The 17,856-nt window shown below is 67.1% G+C and carries 18 protein-coding genes; 9 read left to right on the plus strand and 9 right to left on the minus strand.

The features are described 5' to 3' along the window. Positions 1 to 11: 11 nt before the first annotated feature. Positions 12 to 557 carry a DNA starvation/stationary phase protection protein DpsA gene (dpsA, locus tag G9465_RS03265; RefSeq protein ID WP_166967492.1) on the minus strand — a complete coding sequence of 182 codons (546 nt, stop codon included), beginning with the start codon at positions 555 to 557 and terminating at the stop codon, positions 12 to 14. 194 nt (positions 558 to 751) lie between these two features. Here dpsA and G9465_RS03270 point away from each other — a divergent pair, with 194 nt between their 5' ends. After that, entirely contained in the window at positions 752 to 1,384 is a 633-nt protein-coding gene (locus G9465_RS03270) for a DedA family protein (RefSeq protein ID WP_166967494.1), read from the plus strand. On the opposite strand, the gene G9465_RS03275 is transcribed toward G9465_RS03270, so the two are convergent. Further along, a complete protein-coding gene (locus tag G9465_RS03275) occupies positions 1,381 to 2,112 on the minus strand; it encodes a molybdopterin-binding protein (protein ID WP_166967496.1) in 732 nt (243 codons plus the stop codon). The genes G9465_RS03270 and G9465_RS03275 overlap by 4 nt on opposite strands. 116 nt (positions 2,113 to 2,228) lie before the next feature. Here G9465_RS03275 and G9465_RS03280 point away from each other — a divergent pair, with 116 nt between their 5' ends. Then, positions 2,229 to 3,131: a glycosyltransferase family 2 protein gene (locus G9465_RS03280; protein WP_166967498.1), complete on the plus strand. Its 903-nt coding sequence runs from the start codon at positions 2,229 to 2,231 to the stop codon at positions 3,129 to 3,131. Between the two features lie 44 nt (positions 3,132 to 3,175). Then, positions 3,176 to 4,990, plus strand: a complete 1,815-nt coding sequence (locus G9465_RS03285; protein WP_166967500.1) for a prenyltransferase/squalene oxidase repeat-containing protein — start codon at positions 3,176 to 3,178, stop codon at positions 4,988 to 4,990. Position 4,991: 1 nt separating this feature from the next. Here the strand turns inward: G9465_RS03285 and G9465_RS03290 are convergent, their stop codons facing one another. Further along, complete coding sequence (locus tag G9465_RS03290; protein ID WP_166967502.1) at positions 4,992 to 5,669, minus strand: TylF/MycF/NovP-related O-methyltransferase; 678 nt, start codon at positions 5,667 to 5,669, stop codon at positions 4,992 to 4,994. Between the two features lie 131 nt (positions 5,670 to 5,800). Here G9465_RS03290 and G9465_RS03295 point away from each other — a divergent pair, with 131 nt between their 5' ends. Together G9465_RS03295 and G9465_RS03300 are read left to right on the plus strand one after the other, a co-directional pair. Then, positions 5,801 to 6,805 (plus strand): methanogenesis marker 12 protein, encoded by a 1,005-nt coding sequence (locus G9465_RS03295; RefSeq protein WP_227015695.1) that lies wholly within the window; start codon positions 5,801 to 5,803, stop codon positions 6,803 to 6,805. Beyond that, on the plus strand, positions 6,802 to 7,338 hold the full coding sequence (locus G9465_RS03300; RefSeq protein WP_166967506.1) for a hypothetical protein: 537 nt from the start codon (positions 6,802 to 6,804) through the stop codon (positions 7,336 to 7,338). Before G9465_RS03295 ends, G9465_RS03300 begins: the two co-directional genes overlap by 4 nt. On the opposite strand, the gene G9465_RS03305 is transcribed toward G9465_RS03300, so the two are convergent. Further along, positions 7,339 to 9,423: a (Fe-S)-binding protein gene (locus G9465_RS03305; RefSeq protein WP_166967508.1), complete on the minus strand. Its 2,085-nt coding sequence runs from the start codon at positions 9,421 to 9,423 to the stop codon at positions 7,339 to 7,341. Positions 9,424 to 9,567: 144 nt separating this feature from the next. On the opposite strand from G9465_RS03305, the gene G9465_RS03310 reads away from it, so the two are divergent. Continuing rightward, entirely contained in the window at positions 9,568 to 10,188 is a 621-nt protein-coding gene (locus G9465_RS03310) for a conditioned medium-induced protein 4 (protein WP_166967510.1), read from the plus strand. Positions 10,189 to 10,230: 42 nt separating this feature from the next. Continuing rightward, on the plus strand, positions 10,231 to 10,890 hold the full coding sequence (locus tag G9465_RS03315; RefSeq protein ID WP_166967512.1) for a hypothetical protein: 660 nt from the start codon (positions 10,231 to 10,233) through the stop codon (positions 10,888 to 10,890). Position 10,891: 1 nt separating this feature from the next. Here the strand turns inward: G9465_RS03315 and G9465_RS03320 are convergent, their stop codons facing one another. From G9465_RS03320 to G9465_RS03330, 3 genes are read right to left on the minus strand one after another with little or no spacing between them, the layout of a single operon-like run. Next, positions 10,892 to 11,491, minus strand: a complete 600-nt coding sequence (locus tag G9465_RS03320) for an L-threonylcarbamoyladenylate synthase (protein WP_166967514.1) — start codon at positions 11,489 to 11,491, stop codon at positions 10,892 to 10,894. A gap of 1 nt (position 11,492) precedes the next feature. Continuing rightward, the gene (locus G9465_RS03325) at positions 11,493 to 12,005 is read right to left on the minus strand and encodes a redoxin domain-containing protein (protein ID WP_166967516.1); all 513 of its coding nucleotides are present in this window, start codon (positions 12,003 to 12,005) and stop codon (positions 11,493 to 11,495) included. Further along, positions 12,006 to 12,290 carry a glutathione S-transferase N-terminal domain-containing protein gene (locus tag G9465_RS03330; RefSeq protein WP_166967518.1) on the minus strand — a complete coding sequence of 95 codons (285 nt, stop codon included), beginning with the start codon at positions 12,288 to 12,290 and terminating at the stop codon, positions 12,006 to 12,008. Positions 12,291 to 12,381: 91 nt separating this feature from the next. Between G9465_RS03330 and G9465_RS03335 the strand changes: the two genes are divergently transcribed. After that, positions 12,382 to 13,779 (plus strand): hemolysin family protein, encoded by a 1,398-nt coding sequence (locus G9465_RS03335; protein WP_166967519.1) that lies wholly within the window; start codon positions 12,382 to 12,384, stop codon positions 13,777 to 13,779. 1 nt (position 13,780) lies between these two features. Here G9465_RS03335 and G9465_RS03340 read toward each other — a convergent pair whose 3' ends face one another. Next, a complete protein-coding gene (locus G9465_RS03340; RefSeq protein ID WP_166967520.1) occupies positions 13,781 to 14,980 on the minus strand; it encodes an inorganic phosphate transporter in 1,200 nt (399 codons plus the stop codon). A 305-nt stretch (positions 14,981 to 15,285) separates the two neighbouring features. Here G9465_RS03340 and G9465_RS25520 point away from each other — a divergent pair, with 305 nt between their 5' ends. Next, positions 15,286 to 17,196 (plus strand): PGF-CTERM sorting domain-containing protein, encoded by a 1,911-nt coding sequence (locus tag G9465_RS25520; protein WP_227015697.1) that lies wholly within the window; start codon positions 15,286 to 15,288, stop codon positions 17,194 to 17,196. On the opposite strand, the gene G9465_RS03350 is transcribed toward G9465_RS25520, so the two are convergent. Next, the gene (locus G9465_RS03350; protein WP_255491958.1) at positions 17,193 to 17,696 is read right to left on the minus strand and encodes a type IV pilin; all 504 of its coding nucleotides are present in this window, start codon (positions 17,694 to 17,696) and stop codon (positions 17,193 to 17,195) included. The genes G9465_RS25520 and G9465_RS03350 overlap by 4 nt on opposite strands. Between the last annotated feature and the right edge of the window lie 160 nt (positions 17,697 to 17,856).

Raw genomic sequence — 17,856 nt, forward strand, 5'->3', positions numbered from 1 at the left:
CTTTTCGGCCGCTATCGCGTCGCGGATTCGAGGACGAGCGTGTCGTCTTCGAGGTAGTGGTCGATGACGTGAGCGTGTTCCTCTAAGTCGAGGAGTTGCTGCCGGAGCATCTCCCCCGTGGCGTGGTCGCCGAGGTTCTCGGCCAGTCCGATGTGGTCGCGGTAGCTCTCGATGATGTCGCCGTACATCTCCAGATCGTTCGCCAGCGACGTCCGGATGTCGTAGACGTCTTCGTCCTCGGCCTCGACGGTCGCGGCCTCCGCGAGGGCCGGCATGCCGGCGTGTGGGACTCCGCCGAGCGCCTGAATCCGTTCGGCCACGTCGTCGGCGGCCTCCTCGACGTCCTCGTAGGCCTCCTGTAGCCAGACGTGGATGTCGTGGTGTTCGGCACCCTCGACGTTCCAGTGATGCTTGTGCAGCTGGTGGTAGAGGACGTACGCGTCCGCGAGGTCCCGGTTCAGCGCGCCGACGATCTGTTCGGCCTTATCGGTATCGAGGCGGACCGGGTTTTCCTCGACGGTGTCTGCGGTTCGACGGGTGAGCCGTTCTGTTGCCATGGCAAATGTCAACAACACACCCAGAATACTAAATTGTTCTGTGCGACTCGTCTCGTGCGGTTTCTCCTTCGGGCCGGGTCCGTGTGTGATACGTTCGCTCGCTGGCCACGACCGCGGTCAGTGGTTCCCACGTCCGACCGGGCCGACGGGTGATGCAGAAAACATATGTCGGCGTTGGCCGCCTTGAGAGATAGATGGCGACAGACGCCACCGACGTTCGCGGCCCGGTCCGGACCTTCGCGGAGGACTACGGCCTGCTCGTCGTCGCAGGCCTCTTTGCCGTCCTCGGCGTCGCCGGTATCGCACTGTACGTCTTCGGCGATACGGCCTACGCCCAGCGATTGCTGGAGCGCTACGGGTTACTGGCACTGTTTTTCGTCTTCGTCCTCGAAGGCGCGATGTTGCTCTACTTCGCCCCCAGTGAGGGCCTCGTTCCGGCGGCCGTCGCCGTCCTCGCGCGGACCGCCGGCGGCTACGACCTTCTGGCCGTCGCTGGCATCCTCGTCGTGGCCGTCCTCGGCGCCACGGCCGGCCAGACCGCGCTCTTCCTGTTGGCGAAGCGCGGCGGCCGCGAGTGGCTCTTAGACCGGCCGTGGTTCCGCGTCGACGAGGACCAGATGGACCGCTTCGGGACGATGTTCGACCGCTTCGGCCTGCTTGCGGTGCCGCTCAGTAACACGCTCCTGTTCACGCGCGGGATGCTGACGGTGCCCGCCGGCGTCGCCGGGATGGAGACCAAGCGGTTCGTCCCGCTGTCGGCGCTCGGCACACTCTCGTTCGAGATACTCCTCGCCGCGGCGGCGATGGGCGTGCTCGAACTGCTCTAGTCGACCGTCTCGATGCGTTCGTAGAGCCACGCTGCCGCCCGTTCGACGCTCTCGGGGTCGTCGCCGGTCACTTTCACCCGGCCCGGCGTGTCGTCGTTCCGGGGGTAGCTCCCGACGGCGACGCCGAACCGCTCGCGGGCCTCTGTGACGACGCCGACGACGGCGCCCTCGGGGGCGGGCGTGTGGAGCGTCTCGGTGGTCCGGTCGCCGCCGAACTCCTCGGCGACGGTGGCGAACATCGCCTTCAGTTCCTCGGGGATGCCCGGCATGACGTAGACGCCGTCAAGCACACAGCCAGCGGCGAAGCTCTCGTCGGTCAACAGCGGTTCGGCCCCGTCGGGGACGCTCGCCCACGCGTCCAAATCGAGGTCCATGTCGTAGCGGTCGACCATCTCGGGATTCTCGTCGGCGAACCGCTCGGCCTTCGCTTCGAGGTGGGTGCGGACGTCCTCGGGGACGACCAACTCGCGGTCGAACGCCCGTGCGACCGCCGCCTTCGTCACGTCGTCGGGGGTCCCGCCGATGCCGCCGGTGACGACGACGGCGTCGAAGGCGTCGTGATACCGGGTGACGGCGTCCGCGATGACCGCCTCGTCGTCGGGAACCGTAAGCACCCGCGTGACCGTCGCGCCCGCGTCGCTCAACTGCCGGGCCAGCCACGTCACGTTCGTGTTCGCCGTATCGCCCGAGAGCAGTTCGTCGCCGACGGTGACCAGCGCTACGTCCATATCGGTCGGTGGTGCGCGAGCGAAGTAAGGGTTGGCTCGGGCGGTCGGCGTCGAGCGTTGTATTCTACCCTAGTGCGGTTAGTTTTTCCCCTTCGGACGAAAACGACAAACTTGAGATGGTCAGCGTCATCCTGCCGACCAGAGAGTGGACCGACGCCTGTGTGGACCTCGCCGAACAGGTCGGCCCCGACGACGAACTGCTCGTCGTCTGTGACCACGCTTCGGACCCGGTCGCCGAGCGGTCGACGCCCGCCAACACCGACGTGCTGATCGCCGGCGACCCGGAGGGCTGCTCGGGGAAGTGCAACGCCGTTGCGACCGGACTGGCGGCCGCGACGGACGACATCATCGTCTGTACCGACGACGACTTCGACCACGGGCCGGGGTGGCTGGACCACGTCGTCGCGGGCGTCGAGGAACACGGCGCGGTCACGTCCGTGCCAATGTTCGCGAGCGAGGGGTTGTTCGGGAAGTTCCTCGAAGGACCGAGTCACCTCCTCCATCTCCCGGTGTTCCTGCTGGGAGCGGAACTGTGGGGCGGCACCGCCTGCTTCCACCGCGACGAGGTGGACATGCCGGCCCTCGTCGCGGACCTGCGCCGGACCGTCAGCGACGACGTCCTCATGGGCGAACACATAGACGCCGTCCACGGCGACCTCTCGCTGGCCCGCGAGATAACCGTCGAGGGGTCCGTTCGGAGTTCGCTCCACCGTTCGGTCCGTTTTACTCGGAACATGCTGTTTACCGACCCGCCGGCGCTCGTCGCGATGTTTCTGGTCGTGGCACTCGTCGCCGTCGGTACGGCGCTCGTGCCACTCCTGACGGGTGTGATCACGACTGCCGTCGTCGGGGCCGCCTACGCCGTCGCGGGGTTCGACCGCTGGACGTTCCTGCTCGCGTGGCCGGGCTTTCTCCTCCTCGGCGCCTGTCTCGCCTACGGCGTCGTGCAACCGGAGTTCGAGTGGGGCGGCCGGCGCTACCGCTGGACCGGCCAGTTCTCCGTCGACGTCCTCGATTGATACGCACCGGTACGGTTTAATACAACTCTGTCGAATTATAACTGATGTCTGAGATTCCGTCCGACACGTCGGCGGCGGCAGTCGAGGACGCCGTCGCGGCGGCACGTACGGCGCTGTTCGAGGCCTCGTCGTATCGGAGCGACCACTGGGAAGCGGACTGCTCGCTCGGCCCAGACGGTATCGGGGACGTCCGCTTTACGATTCACTACGCGCTTACGCTTACGCGACTCCGCGCCGACGCGGCCGCACGTGACCGCGCCGTCGAGTACGTCCTGTCCCGACGGGCCGACGACGGCGGGTGGGGCGATGCGGCGGCGAACTTCGGCGGTCGGCTGTTACTGGACGTGCTACCGGGCGACTACGGGGACGAACGCGCGGCCGTCGAGGCCGAAATCGAACGCGAAGGGATGCGGCTGGTGCCCGATGACCCCGACGACCTGACGTTCCCGCTGTTTCGGATGCAGCGGTTCTACGCCCTGATGAGCGACGAGTACGCCGTCGAGACGCTGTTCCCGAACGACGAACACCTCCAGATCGGTCGCATCCTCTGGCAGACGCCGGGCATCGACGACGGCGGCGTCGACTACGAACGCCACACCGTCCACCCTCACGCCATCGACGCGTTGCTGGTGACGGCCGTCCTCGGCGGTGCCATCGAATCCCAGCGCCCCGACGGCGAGGACGTCGACACCGACCTCCCGGTCGAGGTGCTACTCGACCGACGGCTCCGCTCGGGCAACTGGAAGACGAGTCCGGACAACGTCTTCGCGGTGCTGGCGCTGTCGGAGGCCGGCTACGACCCCGACGGTCCCGAACTCCGGCCGGCGCTTGACTGGCTTCGGGAGCAGCGACTCACCGACGAGGGACGCATCGTCCAGTACCGGCTCTCCGTCTGGGACACGGCGTGGGCGCTCCGGGCGTTGTTCGAGGCGGGCGCCGACCCCGAAACCCCCGAGGTGGCCGACGCACTGGACTGGCTCGAAGACGCCAAATCGACCGACGAGGCTGTACTCGACCGCGACCCGGCGCAGTTCCGCGAACACTTCGGGTTCGGGTGGGGGTTCCGCCCGGCGATGTACGCCGACTGGGACGACACCGCGGCGGCGCTGACGGCCCTCGCCCGCGGCGACCGGCCCGTCGACGACGCGGCCGTCCAGTTCCTCGTCGAGGCCCAGCGGAGCGACGGCGCGTGGTCGGGGTTCCTCACGGACTTCGACCCGCTCCCCGACGCTATCGCCGAGGTGCTCCGTCAGCAGGCCGGCGAGGAGACGTACGAACTCCTCTTTGCCAGTCCGGCCTGTCCAGACGTCACCGGTCACGCGCTAGAGGCACTCGGCGAATACGGCTACACTGCCGCCGACGCCGTCGTCGCCGACGCCCTCGACTATCTGGAGCGGTCGGTCACCGACGCCGACATGTGGATGGGCGTCTGGGGCGACGGCTACACCTACGGGACGAGTCGCGTCCTCGTCGGACTGGACGCCGTGGGGGAGACGGACCGCGACGTGGTCGCCGACGCCGTCGACGCCCTCCTCGCCGCCCAGAACGACGACGGCGGGTGGGGCGAGCGGTCGAACTACTCGCTGACCGCCGACGTGGACGCCCTCGACTACCGCGTGGCACCGTCGACGGCGGAACAGACGGCGTGGGCGGTACAGGGCCTCCTCGCGGCAGGCGTCGACGCCGACCACTCCGCGGTTCGCGCCGGCGTCGAGTGGCTACTGTCTGCACAGGGCGAGGACGGGCGGTGGGAGCCGACGCGAGTGATGTACAACAAGGGTGCGCCCCGCTATCTCGCGCCGGCGGTCACGCAGACGGCCGCGTTGCAGGCGCTCGCGGCGTACGACCGCGCCCGGTAGGTCACTGTTTCCGGACGTACCCGTGGGCCTGATTCTCGCCGCAGGCGAGGACGGCGACCTCCTCGGGTCTGTCGGCGAAGAACTCGCCACAGGCCCGCTTGACGCCCGGGAGGATGTCGTGGTGGTCGAGCACTGACGGGTCGACGTAGTCGTCGACGACGACGATGGCGCCCTCCGCCAGCCGCGGATAGACGGTTTCCAGACTCGTCAGCACGGAGTCGTAGAAGTCGCCGTCGAGGTGGGCGTAGGCGATGGTTTCGGGGAGTTCCTCGGGGAGCGTCTCCTCGAACCACCCCTCGTGGACCGTCGGGTGGGCGGCGTCGAACGCGTCGAACCGGTCGCGCAACTCCTCGGGCGTCGCATAGCAGAACCCCTCTTCGAGCGGTGCGTCGCCGTCGGCCTCGCTCTTTGGTGGCAGCCCCTCGAAGGAGTCATAGACGTGGAGGTCGCGGTCCGGCGCGTAGTGGGCCAGTACCTGCTGGAACAGGACGGCGCTCGTCCCGCGGAAACAGCCCAGTTCGACCACGTCCCCGGGCACGTCGGCGAGGAGGGCCTGCCGGAGCAGGTGGAAGTGGTTGCTGAGCTGGGCCTCGTTGGTCATTGCCATCTCGTCGGCGTCGGCCAGGTCTTTGACGACCACGCTGTCCATCGACGATGCCGGCTCTGTGGCGGTCTCCATACGCCGTGGTAGTCGGTGACTCCTAGATAATTCCACCGGATACTCCCGGAGTACAACGTCTGGCTTCACGATTGAAAACTTTACTCTATCTAGAAAAAAGTTTGAAGTAACAATCACGACGATGTGGATATATGTTTGTCGGGATAGACCACTCTACGACCGGTATGAAGGTCGCTGTCGTCGACGAAGACGGCGAGCGGACAGGTTCGTTCAAGATAGAGCGCTCGGCGGACGATCCGTTCGACTGGTCGTTCCTCGACATCCTCGCCGACCACGTCGCCGTCGAGGACGTCGAGATGGCGGCTATCGGCTACAGTTACGGGGACGGGTTCTCCTCGATAACCGACATCGAGTCCATCGAGGGCCGCGGGGTGGTCGACCACATCGGCGCGGGCCACAGTTTCGGCACCGGGACGCTGGTCTACGACGAACTGAAACGCTCTGCCGTCCCGACGGTCTGTTTCCCGGGGGTCCACGACGACCTCCCCTCGCTCCATCCGTACTTCCGGCACTACTCGAACCTGACCGGTGCCGATAAGGTCGCGATGACGCGCTACGCGAAACGGCGTCTCGACGAGTGGGAGGACGGCGCCGACCACTTCATCGCCGCCAACACGAGTTCCTCCTCGATGGCGACGCTGGTTCAGGACGGCGAGATTCGGGGCGCGTTCACGTGGCTGGCGCTCATCCACGCCCACCCGGACATGGAGATGCTGCGACGGCTGCGCGACGGCGATCAGGACTACCACGACTGTTACATGCAGTCCGGGGTGCTGGCACAGCGTGACTACGACTTCGAGGCGGTGAAGGGGACGCCCGACCCGGAACTGCTGGAGATGGCCTACTGGGCGACGCTGAACCACGTCTACGCCTGCCTCCCGTTCGCCCGCCACGTCCACGACGACCCGCTCGAAGCCATCGTCCTCAGCGGCCGTCTCAGCCGAATCGAGGACCCGATAGACGTTCGTGGTCGTCTCACCGACGCCTTCGAGGACATCGTCCCGACCCACGTCTCCGAGCGGTTCGGCACGGCGACGGGGGCGGCGCTCATCGCTCGGGACGCGGCCGTCGGCGCCGACGACGTGCTTGGCATCCCCGTCGGCGAAGTCCCCCGGCGGGCGGAGCTATCGGTATGACCGAGGTGTTCCTCGCCGGCCCCATCGACTTTCAGGACGTAGAGACCATCGTCGACTACCGTCTGACTATCCGCGACCGGTTGCGTGAGGCGGGGTTCGAACCGGTCGACCAGTACTCCGCAGCGCTGGAACTGGTCGCCGAGACGGACGACGTGGCCGAGATCGGCGAGCGGTTGGACGAGTTGCCCGACGAGCCCTACCTCGACGCCGTCTCCCACGCTGTCGCCGCCACGTCGTTCGAGGACGTCCTCGCCGACCCGTCGCTCGTCCCCGAACACACGCCCCCAGAGGTGGTCGCCGACATCGTCGAACGGGACCTCTCGCTGGTCGCCGACAGCGACGCCTTCCTCGCGTATCTCCCCGACCCGTCCTGTGGCACGATGGCCGAACTGCTACACGCGGTCCGGTGTGACCATCCGACCGTCGTCGTCAGCGAGACGCCCCCACACTTCGTCCAGTACTACGCCGATGCGACCTGTCCGACTGTCGAGGAGGCCATCGAGACGCTTTCGGAACGGCTCGCGACAGTCTGACTACGCGCCGGCGTCGACCGCCTCAGCCAGCAGTTCGGTGAGGCCGACGATTTCGATGTCGTCTTCGTAGCCGCCGGTCTTGCGGCCGTCCTCGTACATCGTCATGCACATCGGGCAGGCGACGACGAACCTCTCGACGCGCTCGCCGGCGTCCGTGTCTTCGAGCGCCTCGCGCAGGCGTTCCTCGCTGGGTTTGGTCTCCTCCTCGAAGTCCATCCACAGGCCGCCGCCACCGCCACCACAGCAAAACGAATCGGCGCGGTTGCGGGGCATCTCGTAGCGGTCGCACCCGGTGGCGTCCACGAGGTCACGCGGGGCGTCGAACACGTCGTTGTACCGCCCGAGGTGACAGGGGTCGTGGTAGGTGACGGTGTAGTCCAGTTCGTCGCCGCGGAGGCCCAGCGCTCCCGATTCCGCGAGGTCGGCGACGACCTGCGTGTAGTGGAACACGTCCGACTCGTCCCACTCGCAGGCCTCGAACTCGGGGTACTCGTTCGTGAAGGTGTTGTAGGAGTGCGGGTCAGTCGTCACGATGGACTCGAACTCGCAGTCACCGATGGCGGCGGCGTTGTCCTCGACGAGCATCTCGTAGAGGCCCTCTTCGCCGACCCGTCGCACGTCGTTGCCGTCGGTCTGTTCGGCCTCGTAGAGGATGCCGTACTCGACGTCGGCGGCCTCGAAGACCCGTGCGAGGGCTTTCGCCACCTGTTGGTTGCGCTCGTCGTAACTCGGGTAGTCCCCGACGTACCAGAGGTACTCGACAGCTTGGTCGCGGGCGTCGGGCACCTCGAAGTCCAGTTCCTCGGTCCAGTCGGGGCGCTTGCGCTCGGGGTCGCCGAAGGTGTTGCCGTGCTGGAACACGTTCATCATCGCGTCCTGCACGTGTTCGTCCATCTCGCCCGATTCGGTGAGCCGTCGGTTCATCTCCGTGAACTGCGTGACGTGTTCGATGTCCACCGGACAGGTGTCCATGCAGGCCATACAGGACATACAGGACTCCATCGTGTGGGCGTCGATGACCGACGTGCCGCCGTCGGCGACGATGGGGACGTCCTCGCCGCCGGCGTCCCGGTCCTCGCGGTACCGTTTCAGGTCCAGAATCACGTTCCGCGGGTCGAGCGGTCGGCCCGCCTCCTTCGCCGGACAGACCGACGAACAGCGCCCGCACTTCGTGCAGGCGTCGTGGTCCAACAACTGCTTCCACGAGAAGTCGTCTATCTCGCTCGGCCCGATGTCCTCGGGGGCGGCGTCTTCGGGGACGCCCGGCAGGCGGACGCCGGCCTTCTCGTCGCGGGCCACGAGGTTCCCGAACGACGAGAGCATGTGGAACGGCTTGGCGTAGGGAATCCACGCGACGAACCACAGCGCCACAAGCGAGTGACTCCACCAGACGAAGGGGTAGGCACCCGCCGCCGTCTCGGGGGTCACACCGGCCAGTAAGAGCACGTCCCTGACGAACCACCCGACGAAACTCACCGTCTCGAAGGAGACGTCACGGACCGTCGACGTCCCGAGGATACGGACGCCCTCCGTCACGTAGCCGCCGATGCCCAGCACGAACAGCGCCCCCAGAAACAGGTCGTCCTCCCGGGAGGTGTGTCGGTCGTGGAGTCGCTCCATCCGACGACCGTAGCGCCGCCAGAGGGCCACGCCGACGCCGACGACGAACAGCAGTCCCATCGCGTCCATCACGAAGGAGTACGAGAGGTAGAACCGGCCGACGAAGAACGATTCACCCGTCAGCGGCCGGTAGAGGTCCATGTCGATACCGAGAATCGTCGTCCCGATGAGCAGGGTCAGAAAGCCCCAGACGACGAAGGCGTGCATCACGCCCGCTACCGTGTCCCGGTCCAGTTGCTTGCGGTTCGAGAGGGCCAACCGGGCCGCCGTGAGGATGCGGTCCGGGAGGTTGTCCACTCGGTTAAACGGGTCCTCGCTCCCGCGCGCGTATCGAGAGACGCGGCCGTAGACGCCGTACAGGAAGACGAGAATCGACAGCGCGGCCAGATAGTAAAAGAGGACCTTCCCCACGGGACCGATACGCCAGAACGTCGGCCGCGTGGTCGTCTGCAGCACGAGTGACATGCCTTACCACGAGACACGCTGACACTTGAAACTTGGCACGAACCGCCGCCGTCTCCGAGAATCTATAAACGGTTGAAAGTTTCTGGCAGAATCCCGTCGCCCACCAAACAACTATATACCTCGGCGGTGGAAGGTACCGGTCCGATGGACGAGAAGACCGAAGAACTCCGTGACATCTTCATGGACGTCGCCGAGGAGGGGACGGTCACGGAGTCCCAAGAGGCCACACACGGGTCGCTGACCGACGTCGACGAGTCGACGGTCGAGGACCGACTCGCGGACGTGGTCGCCCGGATGCGGGACCGCTATGCGTTCCGCACCGACCTCGACGACGACGCGCTGGTATCGATCGTCCGGGGCTTCTATGACGGTGACGGGGACGACGACATCGCGGCGGACCTCGGCGTCGGCGAGTCGGCGGTGTTCGAGGCCCGTCTCGATCTCCACCTCCTGCGCGAGGACGACGACGCCGACGTCGAGTTCGACATGGCGGCGTTCCGCCGGCAGGCCGTCGACGGCGCGACGGTGGACGAACTGGCCGAGACGTTCGCCGTCGACGCCGACACTGCCGCCCACTACCGCCGCATCGTCGAGACACAGGCCGCCAGTCGTCAGGTGAGTCACCGCTTCCAGAGCGAGTTCGAGGACGTCCTCACCGACGCCGGCCTCGCGACACAGATGACCGCCGCCGTCCGCGAGAGCGGCCTCGACGAGGCGACCGAGGACATCGACTCGCTCGACTCGGACGCCGACGTCTCGATGTAGGCCGGCGAACGTTTTTGACCGAACGCAAGACCAGTGGGGGCTATGGCCGACCACACCTTCCGCGAGTTGGAAACCGCGGCCTACTGCCCGCGAAAGCTCTACTACCGCCGCCGCGACGGTCCGCCGGACGTACCAGCGGGTATCGGCGCGATACGTGACCTCGCGTTCGACTACGACCGACTCCTGACCGACGACGCCGCACTGCTGACCGCGCCTATCGAGGTCGACCCGACCACCGTCCGGGAGCGTCTCCGTGCCGCCCGCGACCGCCTCGACGACTGGGACGCACTCGCCGACCCCGTCGACCGGGACGTCTACCTCTCGGGGACGGACGCTCGCGGCGTCGCGCACAAACTCGTCCGAACGGACGCCGGCCCGGTCCCGTCGCTCGTCTTCGCCGGGAAGCCGCCCGAACAGGGCGTCTGGGAGCCACAGACGGTTCGACTGGTCGCAGCGGCGAAGGCGCTCTCGTGGGGCTGTGAACGGCCCGTCGAGCGTGCGTACGCGGAGTACCCCGCCCACGGCATCGTCCGGGACGTCGAACTGACCGCCCGGCGAACGGGAATCTACCGACGGGCGCTTCGGACGGCCGAGAGCATCGATGGGCCACCCGCCCGGGCCGACACTGACGCGAAGTGTGGCCCCTGCGAGTACCGCGAGGACTGCGGCGTCAGAACGCGGTCGCTGCGCTCGCTGCTGTGAGTCAGTGCTCGGCCAGCCACGTCTCGACGGCGTCGGCACGGGCGCCCCGACGGTGAATGGTCCCGGCCGACACGTCCACGACGGTCGACCCGGTACCGCCGGGCGTCTCGCCTGCGTCGAGGACGACGGCGGCCTCGTCCCGAATCGCGTCTAACTCCTCGACGGTGCGGGCGCTGGGGTTGCCAGAGACGTTCGCGCTGGTCGCCGTCAGCGGCGCCACTCGCTCCAGCAACGCCAGCGCGACCGGGTGGTCCGGCACGCGCACCCCGACCCGCGACTCGCCAGCGGTCAGCACGTCCGGCACCGCCTCGCGGCGCGCGACTACGACGGTGACGGGGCCGGGGAGGAACTCGCGCATGAACCGTTCCTCGCGCTCGGTCGGGCGGGTGTACTCGAGTGCGGTGTCCACGTCGGGCACCGCCATAGAGACGGGCTTGTCCCGCGCCCGCCCCTTCGCCTCGAACACTCGCTCGACGGCACCGGAGTCGCTCGCGTCGGCGGCTAGCCCGTACACCGTCTCCGTCGGGTACACCACGAGGTCGCCGTCGCGGATAGCCGCCGCTGCGGCCTCGAAGTCGCCCTCGTCTGGTTCCTCGGACATGTTACAACTGGGCTTCGACCGCGTCGTAGTCGGGGAAGGAGGGCCACTCCTCGCCGACCCACGCGTACTCGATTGTCCGATCCGAGTCGAGGACGAACACGGCCGGGCGCGGTTCGGCGAGGCCCGTCATCCCGTCTAAGTCCATGGCGATACCGTACTGCTCGGCGACGCCGTTGGCCGGGTCCGAATAGAGCCGATGGTCGCCCTCGATGTCGCGCTCTTCGAGCAGGTCCTTGTGGGCGTAGGGCGTCGAGATGGAGAGGCCGACGACGGTGGCCTGCTCGTGCCACCCGCGGTCGCGAATCTCGTTCCAGACGTACGTCGCCGGGAACGCGCCGTCCATCGCGTGGAACACGAGGACGACGGACCCCTCGCTTTCGGCGCACAGCTCCGAGAGGGCGACGTCCTCCCAGAACTCGTCGTTGACCAGCGGCCGGGTGAACTCCGGCGCTTTCTCGCCTTCCGCGGGGTGGTCGGCTTCGCCCAGTTCGATGACGTCGAAGTCGAGGTCCATCTAGGCACCCCCCTCCTCGCGCTCGCTTTGCGGCCGCTCCCCGTACGTCCGCTCCAGATACTCGACGATGTTGGCGCTCTCGCTCATCGTGACGCCCGTGTTCTCGTCGACGATGGCGGGGACCGTCCGTTTCCCCGAGAGGCGCTTGACCACGTCCCGTTCGGAGTGCATCGGCTCGATGAACCGCGAGCGATACTCCAGCCCGTGTTCGTGGAGTTTCCGTACGACGCGTTCACAGAACGGGCACGCCTGCAACCGGTAGAGCGTGATGGTGGGCTCGCTCATATGGCGCTGCTATGCCGGAGAGTCGGGTAAGGGCTTCGGCGAGTGGGCCATGACAAGCCTTAATCCCCGGGACTGACAATTTCGACCGTCGATGGCCCTGGACCCACCTGTGACGTTCGCGCTGTCCGATACGATGCTCCAGACCTACGAGGTCGCCGGCATCGGAATTCCGCAGAGTGCCGTGTTGGTCGGTGGCGTCGTTTCGATCTTCTTTCTCATCTTGCTCTCGGCGTTCTTTTCGTCCTCGGAGATCGCCATGTTCTCGCTGCCCGCCCACCGGACGGAGGCGCTCGTCGAGGAAGGCGTTCCCGGATCGAAGACGCTCAAACACCTCAAGTCCGACCCGCACCGACTGTTGGTGACCATCCTCGTCGGCAACAACATGGTCAACATCGCGATGTCTTCCATCGCCACGGGGCTGCTCGCGATGTATCTCACGCAGGGGCAGGCCGTCGCGGTCGCCACCTTCGGTATCACCGCCATCGTCCTCCTGTTCGGCGAGAGCGCCCCGAAGAGCTACGCCGTCGAGAACACGGAATCGTGGGCGCTGACCATCGCTCGCCCGCTGAAAGTTGCCGAGAAGGCGCTGCTCCCGCTCATCCTGCTGTTCGACTACCTGACTCGCGTCGTCAACAAGATCACCGGCGGCCGCTCGGCCATCGAGACCTCCTACGTCACCCGCGAGGAGATTCAGGACATCATCGAGACGGGCGAACGCGAAGGCGTCCTCGACGAGGAGGAACGAGAGATGCTCCAGCGCACCCTCCGGTTCAACGACACTATCGCCAAGGAGGTCATGACGCCACGACTCGACATGACCGCCGTCGCGAAAGACAACTCGGTGCGCGAGGCGCTAGAGACCTGTATCCAGAGCGGCCACGCACGCCTGCCGGTCTACGAGGGGAGTCTGGACAACGTCATCGGCGTCGTCCACATCCGCGACCTCGTTCGTGACCTCAACTACAGCGAGGCCATCCCCGAGGACATCGTCCTCGAGGACATCATCGAACCGACGCTGCACGTCCCCGAGTCGAAGAACGTCGACGACCTGCTGACCGAGATGCGGGCCGAACGGATGCACATGGTCATCGTCATCGACGAGTTCGGGACCACGGAGGGGCTGGTGACGATGGAGGACCTCACAGAGGAGATCGTCGGCGAGATCCTCGAAGGCGAGGAAGAAGAGCCCATCGAGTACGTCGACGACGACACGGTGACGGTCAAAGGCGAGGTCAACATCGAGGAGGTCAACGAGGCGCTGGAACTGGACCTCCCGGAGGGCGAGGAGTTCGAGACCATCGCCGGCTTCATCTTCAATCGCGCCGGCCGCCTCGTCGAGGAGGGCGAGACCATCACCTACGACGGCGTCGAGATTCGCGTCGAACAGGTCGAGAACACGCGCATCATGAAGGCCCGCGTCGTCCGCCTCGACGAGGAGGAAGCCGACACAGACGCCGACGGCAACACCGAGGAAGCCCAGCCGGAGTAACTCAGAACAGCGCGGTGACGCCGACGAACACGCCGTAGCTCACACCGAACGCCAGCACGAGCGACCCGGCCCACGCGAGCACCGTCTTGGCCATCTTCTCGCGACTCACCTCGCCGCCGCCGGCGGCCGCACCCGACCCGACGATGGCCGAGACGATTATCTCGTTGAACGAGACGGGGATGCCGAAGAAGACGGCGGCCTGCGCGATGACGAAACTCGGGATGAGCGCCGCGATGGAGCGACGCGGCCCGAGCGAGGAGTAGTCCTGTGAGAGCGCCTTTATCATCCGCGGCGCGCCGGTCCAGGAGCCGATTAGCAGGCCGACGCCGCCGAACAGGAGCACCCCCGTAATCGGGATGGCCGCCGTCGGCCCCTCACCCAGCAGCGGGAGCAAGGGGCCGAGCGCCAGACCGACCTGACTCCCGCCTGCCGAGAACGCCACGAGGCCGCCCAGCACCAACAGGAAGTGCCGTTGCCCGGCTGCGGAGTCGGCACGCACGTCCCGGTAGAGCAGGCCGCCGCCGAGGGCAGCCGCGACCAGCGTCAGGCCCACGACGGTCGGGAGCGGCGGCGTCCCCAGTGTCTCGGCGGCGGCGCCAGCGACCGACGCCTGCTGGGCGCCGGGCGCCAGCAACACGAACCGAACGTTTGCCAGTAACGCGGCCACGAGACCGCCCAGCACGGGCACGAGCAGTCGCTCGGGCGCGGCCTCGTGGCGAAGCAGCCACGCCGTGGCGAAGGCGATGCCGCCGCCGACGAACGGGGTGGCGACCCACAGCGCGACGATTTCGACGTACTTCGCCGTGGCCGGCTGGCCGCCCATCGCCAGCCCTACGCCGACGACGGCGCCCGTGACGGTAAACGCCGTCGCGATGGGGTAGCCGGTGAAGATGCCGATTGCCACGAGGACGGCGGCGGTGAGCAACGCGACGATGGCGGCGATAGCCGAGAGACCGCCGCCGTCCGGGAAGAGGACGAGGCCGCCCCCGACCGTCTCGGTGACGTTTGCACCCTGTAACACCGCGCCGGCCAGTCCGAGAATCCCGACGAAGAAGCCGGCCCGCATCACCGAAATCGCGTTCGCCCCGACAGCGGGCGCGAACGGCGTCGATCCAGAGGACCCGGCACCGATAGCCCACGCCATGAACAGACTCGCCATCGACGCGACCACAAGGGTCACCAGCACATTCGTCGCTACCATCTATACCCGCGTTTGCCTTTGCCCCCAATGAGGCTACCGCTCGCGCCGTCGCGTATCTCCACCCGAAGCGAAGGGGTATGGCAACGCCCCACATGGAACGACCGGTTGCATCGCTTTCCGTGCGTACGCACCCTCCCGTCTCGACGATGCGACCGTTCGAACGACTCCCGTCGCGGGACGGTAGCAGTGGTCCGCGACGACGCTGCCGGCCCCAGAGGATAGTTCCCGAGCAGGGCGGTGCCGCCATACTATGGGGTGCCGTGTCGGTGAGAACGGTTAATTGACACCCGGTCGAACACCCATCGATGCCCTCCACGCGCTCCTCTCTCACAGCCGAGCGACTGCTCGCACTCGGCGTGTCGGTCCTGCTCGTGACGACGCTCTTCGCGGGACCAGCATACGCACAGAGCGACGAGCGGTCGGCACCGTCGGTCGACACGTCACGCTACGGCACGCGGTGTGTACAGCCATCTGCGATGGGGACGCCGACCGCTCGCCGTGGCGCCACACCGCCCGCGTCGGTCCCGGTCGTAAACGAGACCGACGACCGTCGCGTCCCCCTCGGTGACGTCGCCGCGGTCCCGCTGTCGGTGCCGGCCGGCGCGAACGTCTCGGTTTCGGTCGGGGCGGACCGGACCGACTCGACAGCACTGGCGATTCGGGACGACGGCGACGGGCAGGTCGTCCTCGTCGTGAACACGTACCTCGCCGCGCACGCAGGCACGGACGCCGGCACCTATCGTGTCCGTGGTAATGATACGGTGACGGTCACAAACTGGTCACGTGCGCCGCTCCAGCCCGGTGACTACGCCGTCCGTGCGACGCAGACGGGGACCGCGGTCGCCGAGCGGTCGCTCCGGGTGACGACGCCGGAGATCGGCGGTATCACCGTCCAACGCGCGGCGCCGCAGGTGTTCGAGTCGGCCACGGTCGCCGACGTTCGTGCGGCCAACCGGTCTGGCCTCCTCCGGTCGGGGACCGAGTCGCATTCGATTCCGACGGTCACCGAGGGCGAGACGGCCGTGCTCCGCATCGACGCGCCGAGCATTGTCGGCGCGGTAGCCGCCGCCAACGGTACGACGACCGACCGAGTACTCTCGCTCCGCGCGGACGGCATCGAGCTAGAGATATTCGGTCCCTGTGGCGGCATCTTGCTCCGTGAGAGTGCGACCGAACGGGGGTCTGTTCGGGCCCTCGTCGACGCCGGCAACGGGACCCTCTATCTCCTCCTCGACACCGCTCGCCTCGAAGGGGTGCTCGCCGCCGAGCAGACTCTCGACCTCGAAATCGAGGAGACGTCGGTGATAGCGAACCGGGACGTCGAGGCCGAACAGTCGTTCGAGGTGGCGGACGCGTCGCTCAGTGTCGACGGCGTCCGTGCCGAGACAGTCGACGTGCAGGCCGGTAACTGGACCACGATTTCCGGACGGACGGCAATCATGCCGGGGTCGCAGTTCGGGATCTCGCTCGTCTCACGACAGGACCCGACCGTCTCGCGGCGGGCGACTGCGACTGTCCACGCGAACGGCACGTTCCAGACGACGCTCGACACGCGGTCCCTCTCGTCGCCCGGCCTGTACGACCTGACCGTGTTCCACCGCCAGTACCGGAGCGGGGCGGGGGACCCGCCGTCGATATGGTGGGACGCCCACCCCGGCTACCGAGGCGAGACCACGACCACCGTCTACCTCGACGACGTATCACTCCCGAAAGGCGGGTTCCTCGTCGCCTACGAGTACGACGAAACGCGGGACGCGTTCCACCCCGTCGGGACGGCTACCGAGACCGAGATGGACGACTTCGAGTTGCCGCGTACTGTCGACGATCACGTCCTCGTCGTCGCCCATCGCGACGGCGACGACGACGGACGATTCGACGGTCCGGTAACCGACCCGGCGTACCGCCTGAGCGGACACCCGGTACAAGCGTGGACGGCGACGGTCGAGAGCGTCTCGACGCCGGTCCCGAACGTGTCGTTCGCGGGGCCAGAGAGCGCGGTCGACGGGCGGTCGACGTCGACGGCCACGGTGACCGAGTCGCCGACAGCGGTGACACGGACGCCAAACACGCCGACTGCGGCGGTACGGACCACCGACTCCTCGACGGGGGCTGTGACAACCGGGGACCGGCAGACCGGTGCGAGCGGTGTCGGTTTCGGTCCAGTGGTCACGCTCCTCGCACTGGTGGTTGCGGCGCTTCTCGCACGCCGACGTTAGTCGTTCGGACAGTGGTCCGGAACGTGGTTGTCGTTACTGTCGAGCGGCGAGGAGGTGGGAATCCGCGGTGGCGTCGACGCCGTCCACTTGTTCACGACCAGCGAGTCGCCGTCCTCGTTCTGCAGAATGACCCAGTACGTCCGACCCTCACAGATGGGTTCGAGGACGGCGTCGCTCGCGAACCCGTCGATGTGGACGTACTCCCCGGCGTGGACCTTCGGCCCGCCGGTCCACACGTCGTCCCAGTAGATGCTGTTGCCTGCATCGTCCTTGATCAGCACGTTGTCGGCGTCGACGGTCCGGCCGACCTCGTGCGTGATGACGACGTACGGCCGGTTGTCCGTGTTCCCCTCGCCCGAGGGCGCGTACTCGCGGTCGAACCCGCCGCTGGGGGCGGGTTCTTGGAGTTCGCCCTCGAACCCGACCGCGAGCGACGCGACCACCGCCGCGAGGACGACGACGATGCCCGCCATGAGGATGACGCCGACGACGGGGGACACTGCACGACTGCTGTTTGGTCCGCTGTGAGGGCTAGCGTACGACATCGGAGACGTTCTGTTTCAATACGACTGCGTATAAAATAAAGGGGGTGGTGCTGTTTCAGGCGCTGAAACAACCGCTGGCCGTCTCACACCCACCGTCGAGCCGGCGACACGAACG

Origin of the sequence: Haloarcula sp. JP-L23 (assembly GCF_011602445.1) — an archaeon.
Classification (GTDB): Archaea; Halobacteriota; Halobacteria; order Halobacteriales; family Haloarculaceae; genus Haloarcula; species Haloarcula pellucida.

Excerpts from the sequence above, each read along its gene's own strand:
- dpsA (WP_166967492.1), bottom strand. The coding sequence starts at position 557 with ATGGCAACAGAACGGCTCACCCGTCGAACCGCAGACACCGTCGAGGAA.
- G9465_RS03270 (WP_166967494.1), top strand. The coding sequence starts at position 752 with ATGGCGACAGACGCCACCGACGTTCGCGGCCCGGTCCGGACCTTCGCG.
- G9465_RS03330 (WP_166967518.1), bottom strand. The coding sequence starts at position 12,290 with ATGAGCGAGCCCACCATCACGCTCTACCGGTTGCAGGCGTGCCCGTTC.
- G9465_RS03315 (WP_166967512.1), top strand. The coding sequence starts at position 10,231 with ATGGCCGACCACACCTTCCGCGAGTTGGAAACCGCGGCCTACTGCCCG.
- G9465_RS03305 (WP_166967508.1), bottom strand. The coding sequence starts at position 9,423 with ATGTCACTCGTGCTGCAGACGACCACGCGGCCGACGTTCTGGCGTATC.
- G9465_RS03290 (WP_166967502.1), bottom strand. The coding sequence starts at position 5,669 with ATGGAGACCGCCACAGAGCCGGCATCGTCGATGGACAGCGTGGTCGTC.
- G9465_RS03340 (WP_166967520.1), bottom strand. The coding sequence starts at position 14,980 with ATGGTAGCGACGAATGTGCTGGTGACCCTTGTGGTCGCGTCGATGGCG.
- G9465_RS03295 (WP_227015695.1), top strand. The coding sequence starts at position 5,801 with ATGTTTGTCGGGATAGACCACTCTACGACCGGTATGAAGGTCGCTGTC.
- G9465_RS03300 (WP_166967506.1), top strand. The coding sequence starts at position 6,802 with ATGACCGAGGTGTTCCTCGCCGGCCCCATCGACTTTCAGGACGTAGAG.
- G9465_RS03310 (WP_166967510.1), top strand. The coding sequence starts at position 9,568 with ATGGACGAGAAGACCGAAGAACTCCGTGACATCTTCATGGACGTCGCC.
- G9465_RS03280 (WP_166967498.1), top strand. The coding sequence starts at position 2,229 with ATGGTCAGCGTCATCCTGCCGACCAGAGAGTGGACCGACGCCTGTGTG.
- G9465_RS03320 (WP_166967514.1), bottom strand. The coding sequence starts at position 11,491 with ATGTCCGAGGAACCAGACGAGGGCGACTTCGAGGCCGCAGCGGCGGCT.
- G9465_RS03325 (WP_166967516.1), bottom strand. The coding sequence starts at position 12,005 with ATGGACCTCGACTTCGACGTCATCGAACTGGGCGAAGCCGACCACCCC.
- G9465_RS03275 (WP_166967496.1), bottom strand. The coding sequence starts at position 2,112 with ATGGACGTAGCGCTGGTCACCGTCGGCGACGAACTGCTCTCGGGCGAT.
- G9465_RS03335 (WP_166967519.1), top strand. The coding sequence starts at position 12,382 with ATGGCCCTGGACCCACCTGTGACGTTCGCGCTGTCCGATACGATGCTC.
- G9465_RS03285 (WP_166967500.1), top strand. The coding sequence starts at position 3,176 with ATGTCTGAGATTCCGTCCGACACGTCGGCGGCGGCAGTCGAGGACGCC.
- G9465_RS25520 (WP_227015697.1), top strand. The coding sequence starts at position 15,286 with ATGCCCTCCACGCGCTCCTCTCTCACAGCCGAGCGACTGCTCGCACTC.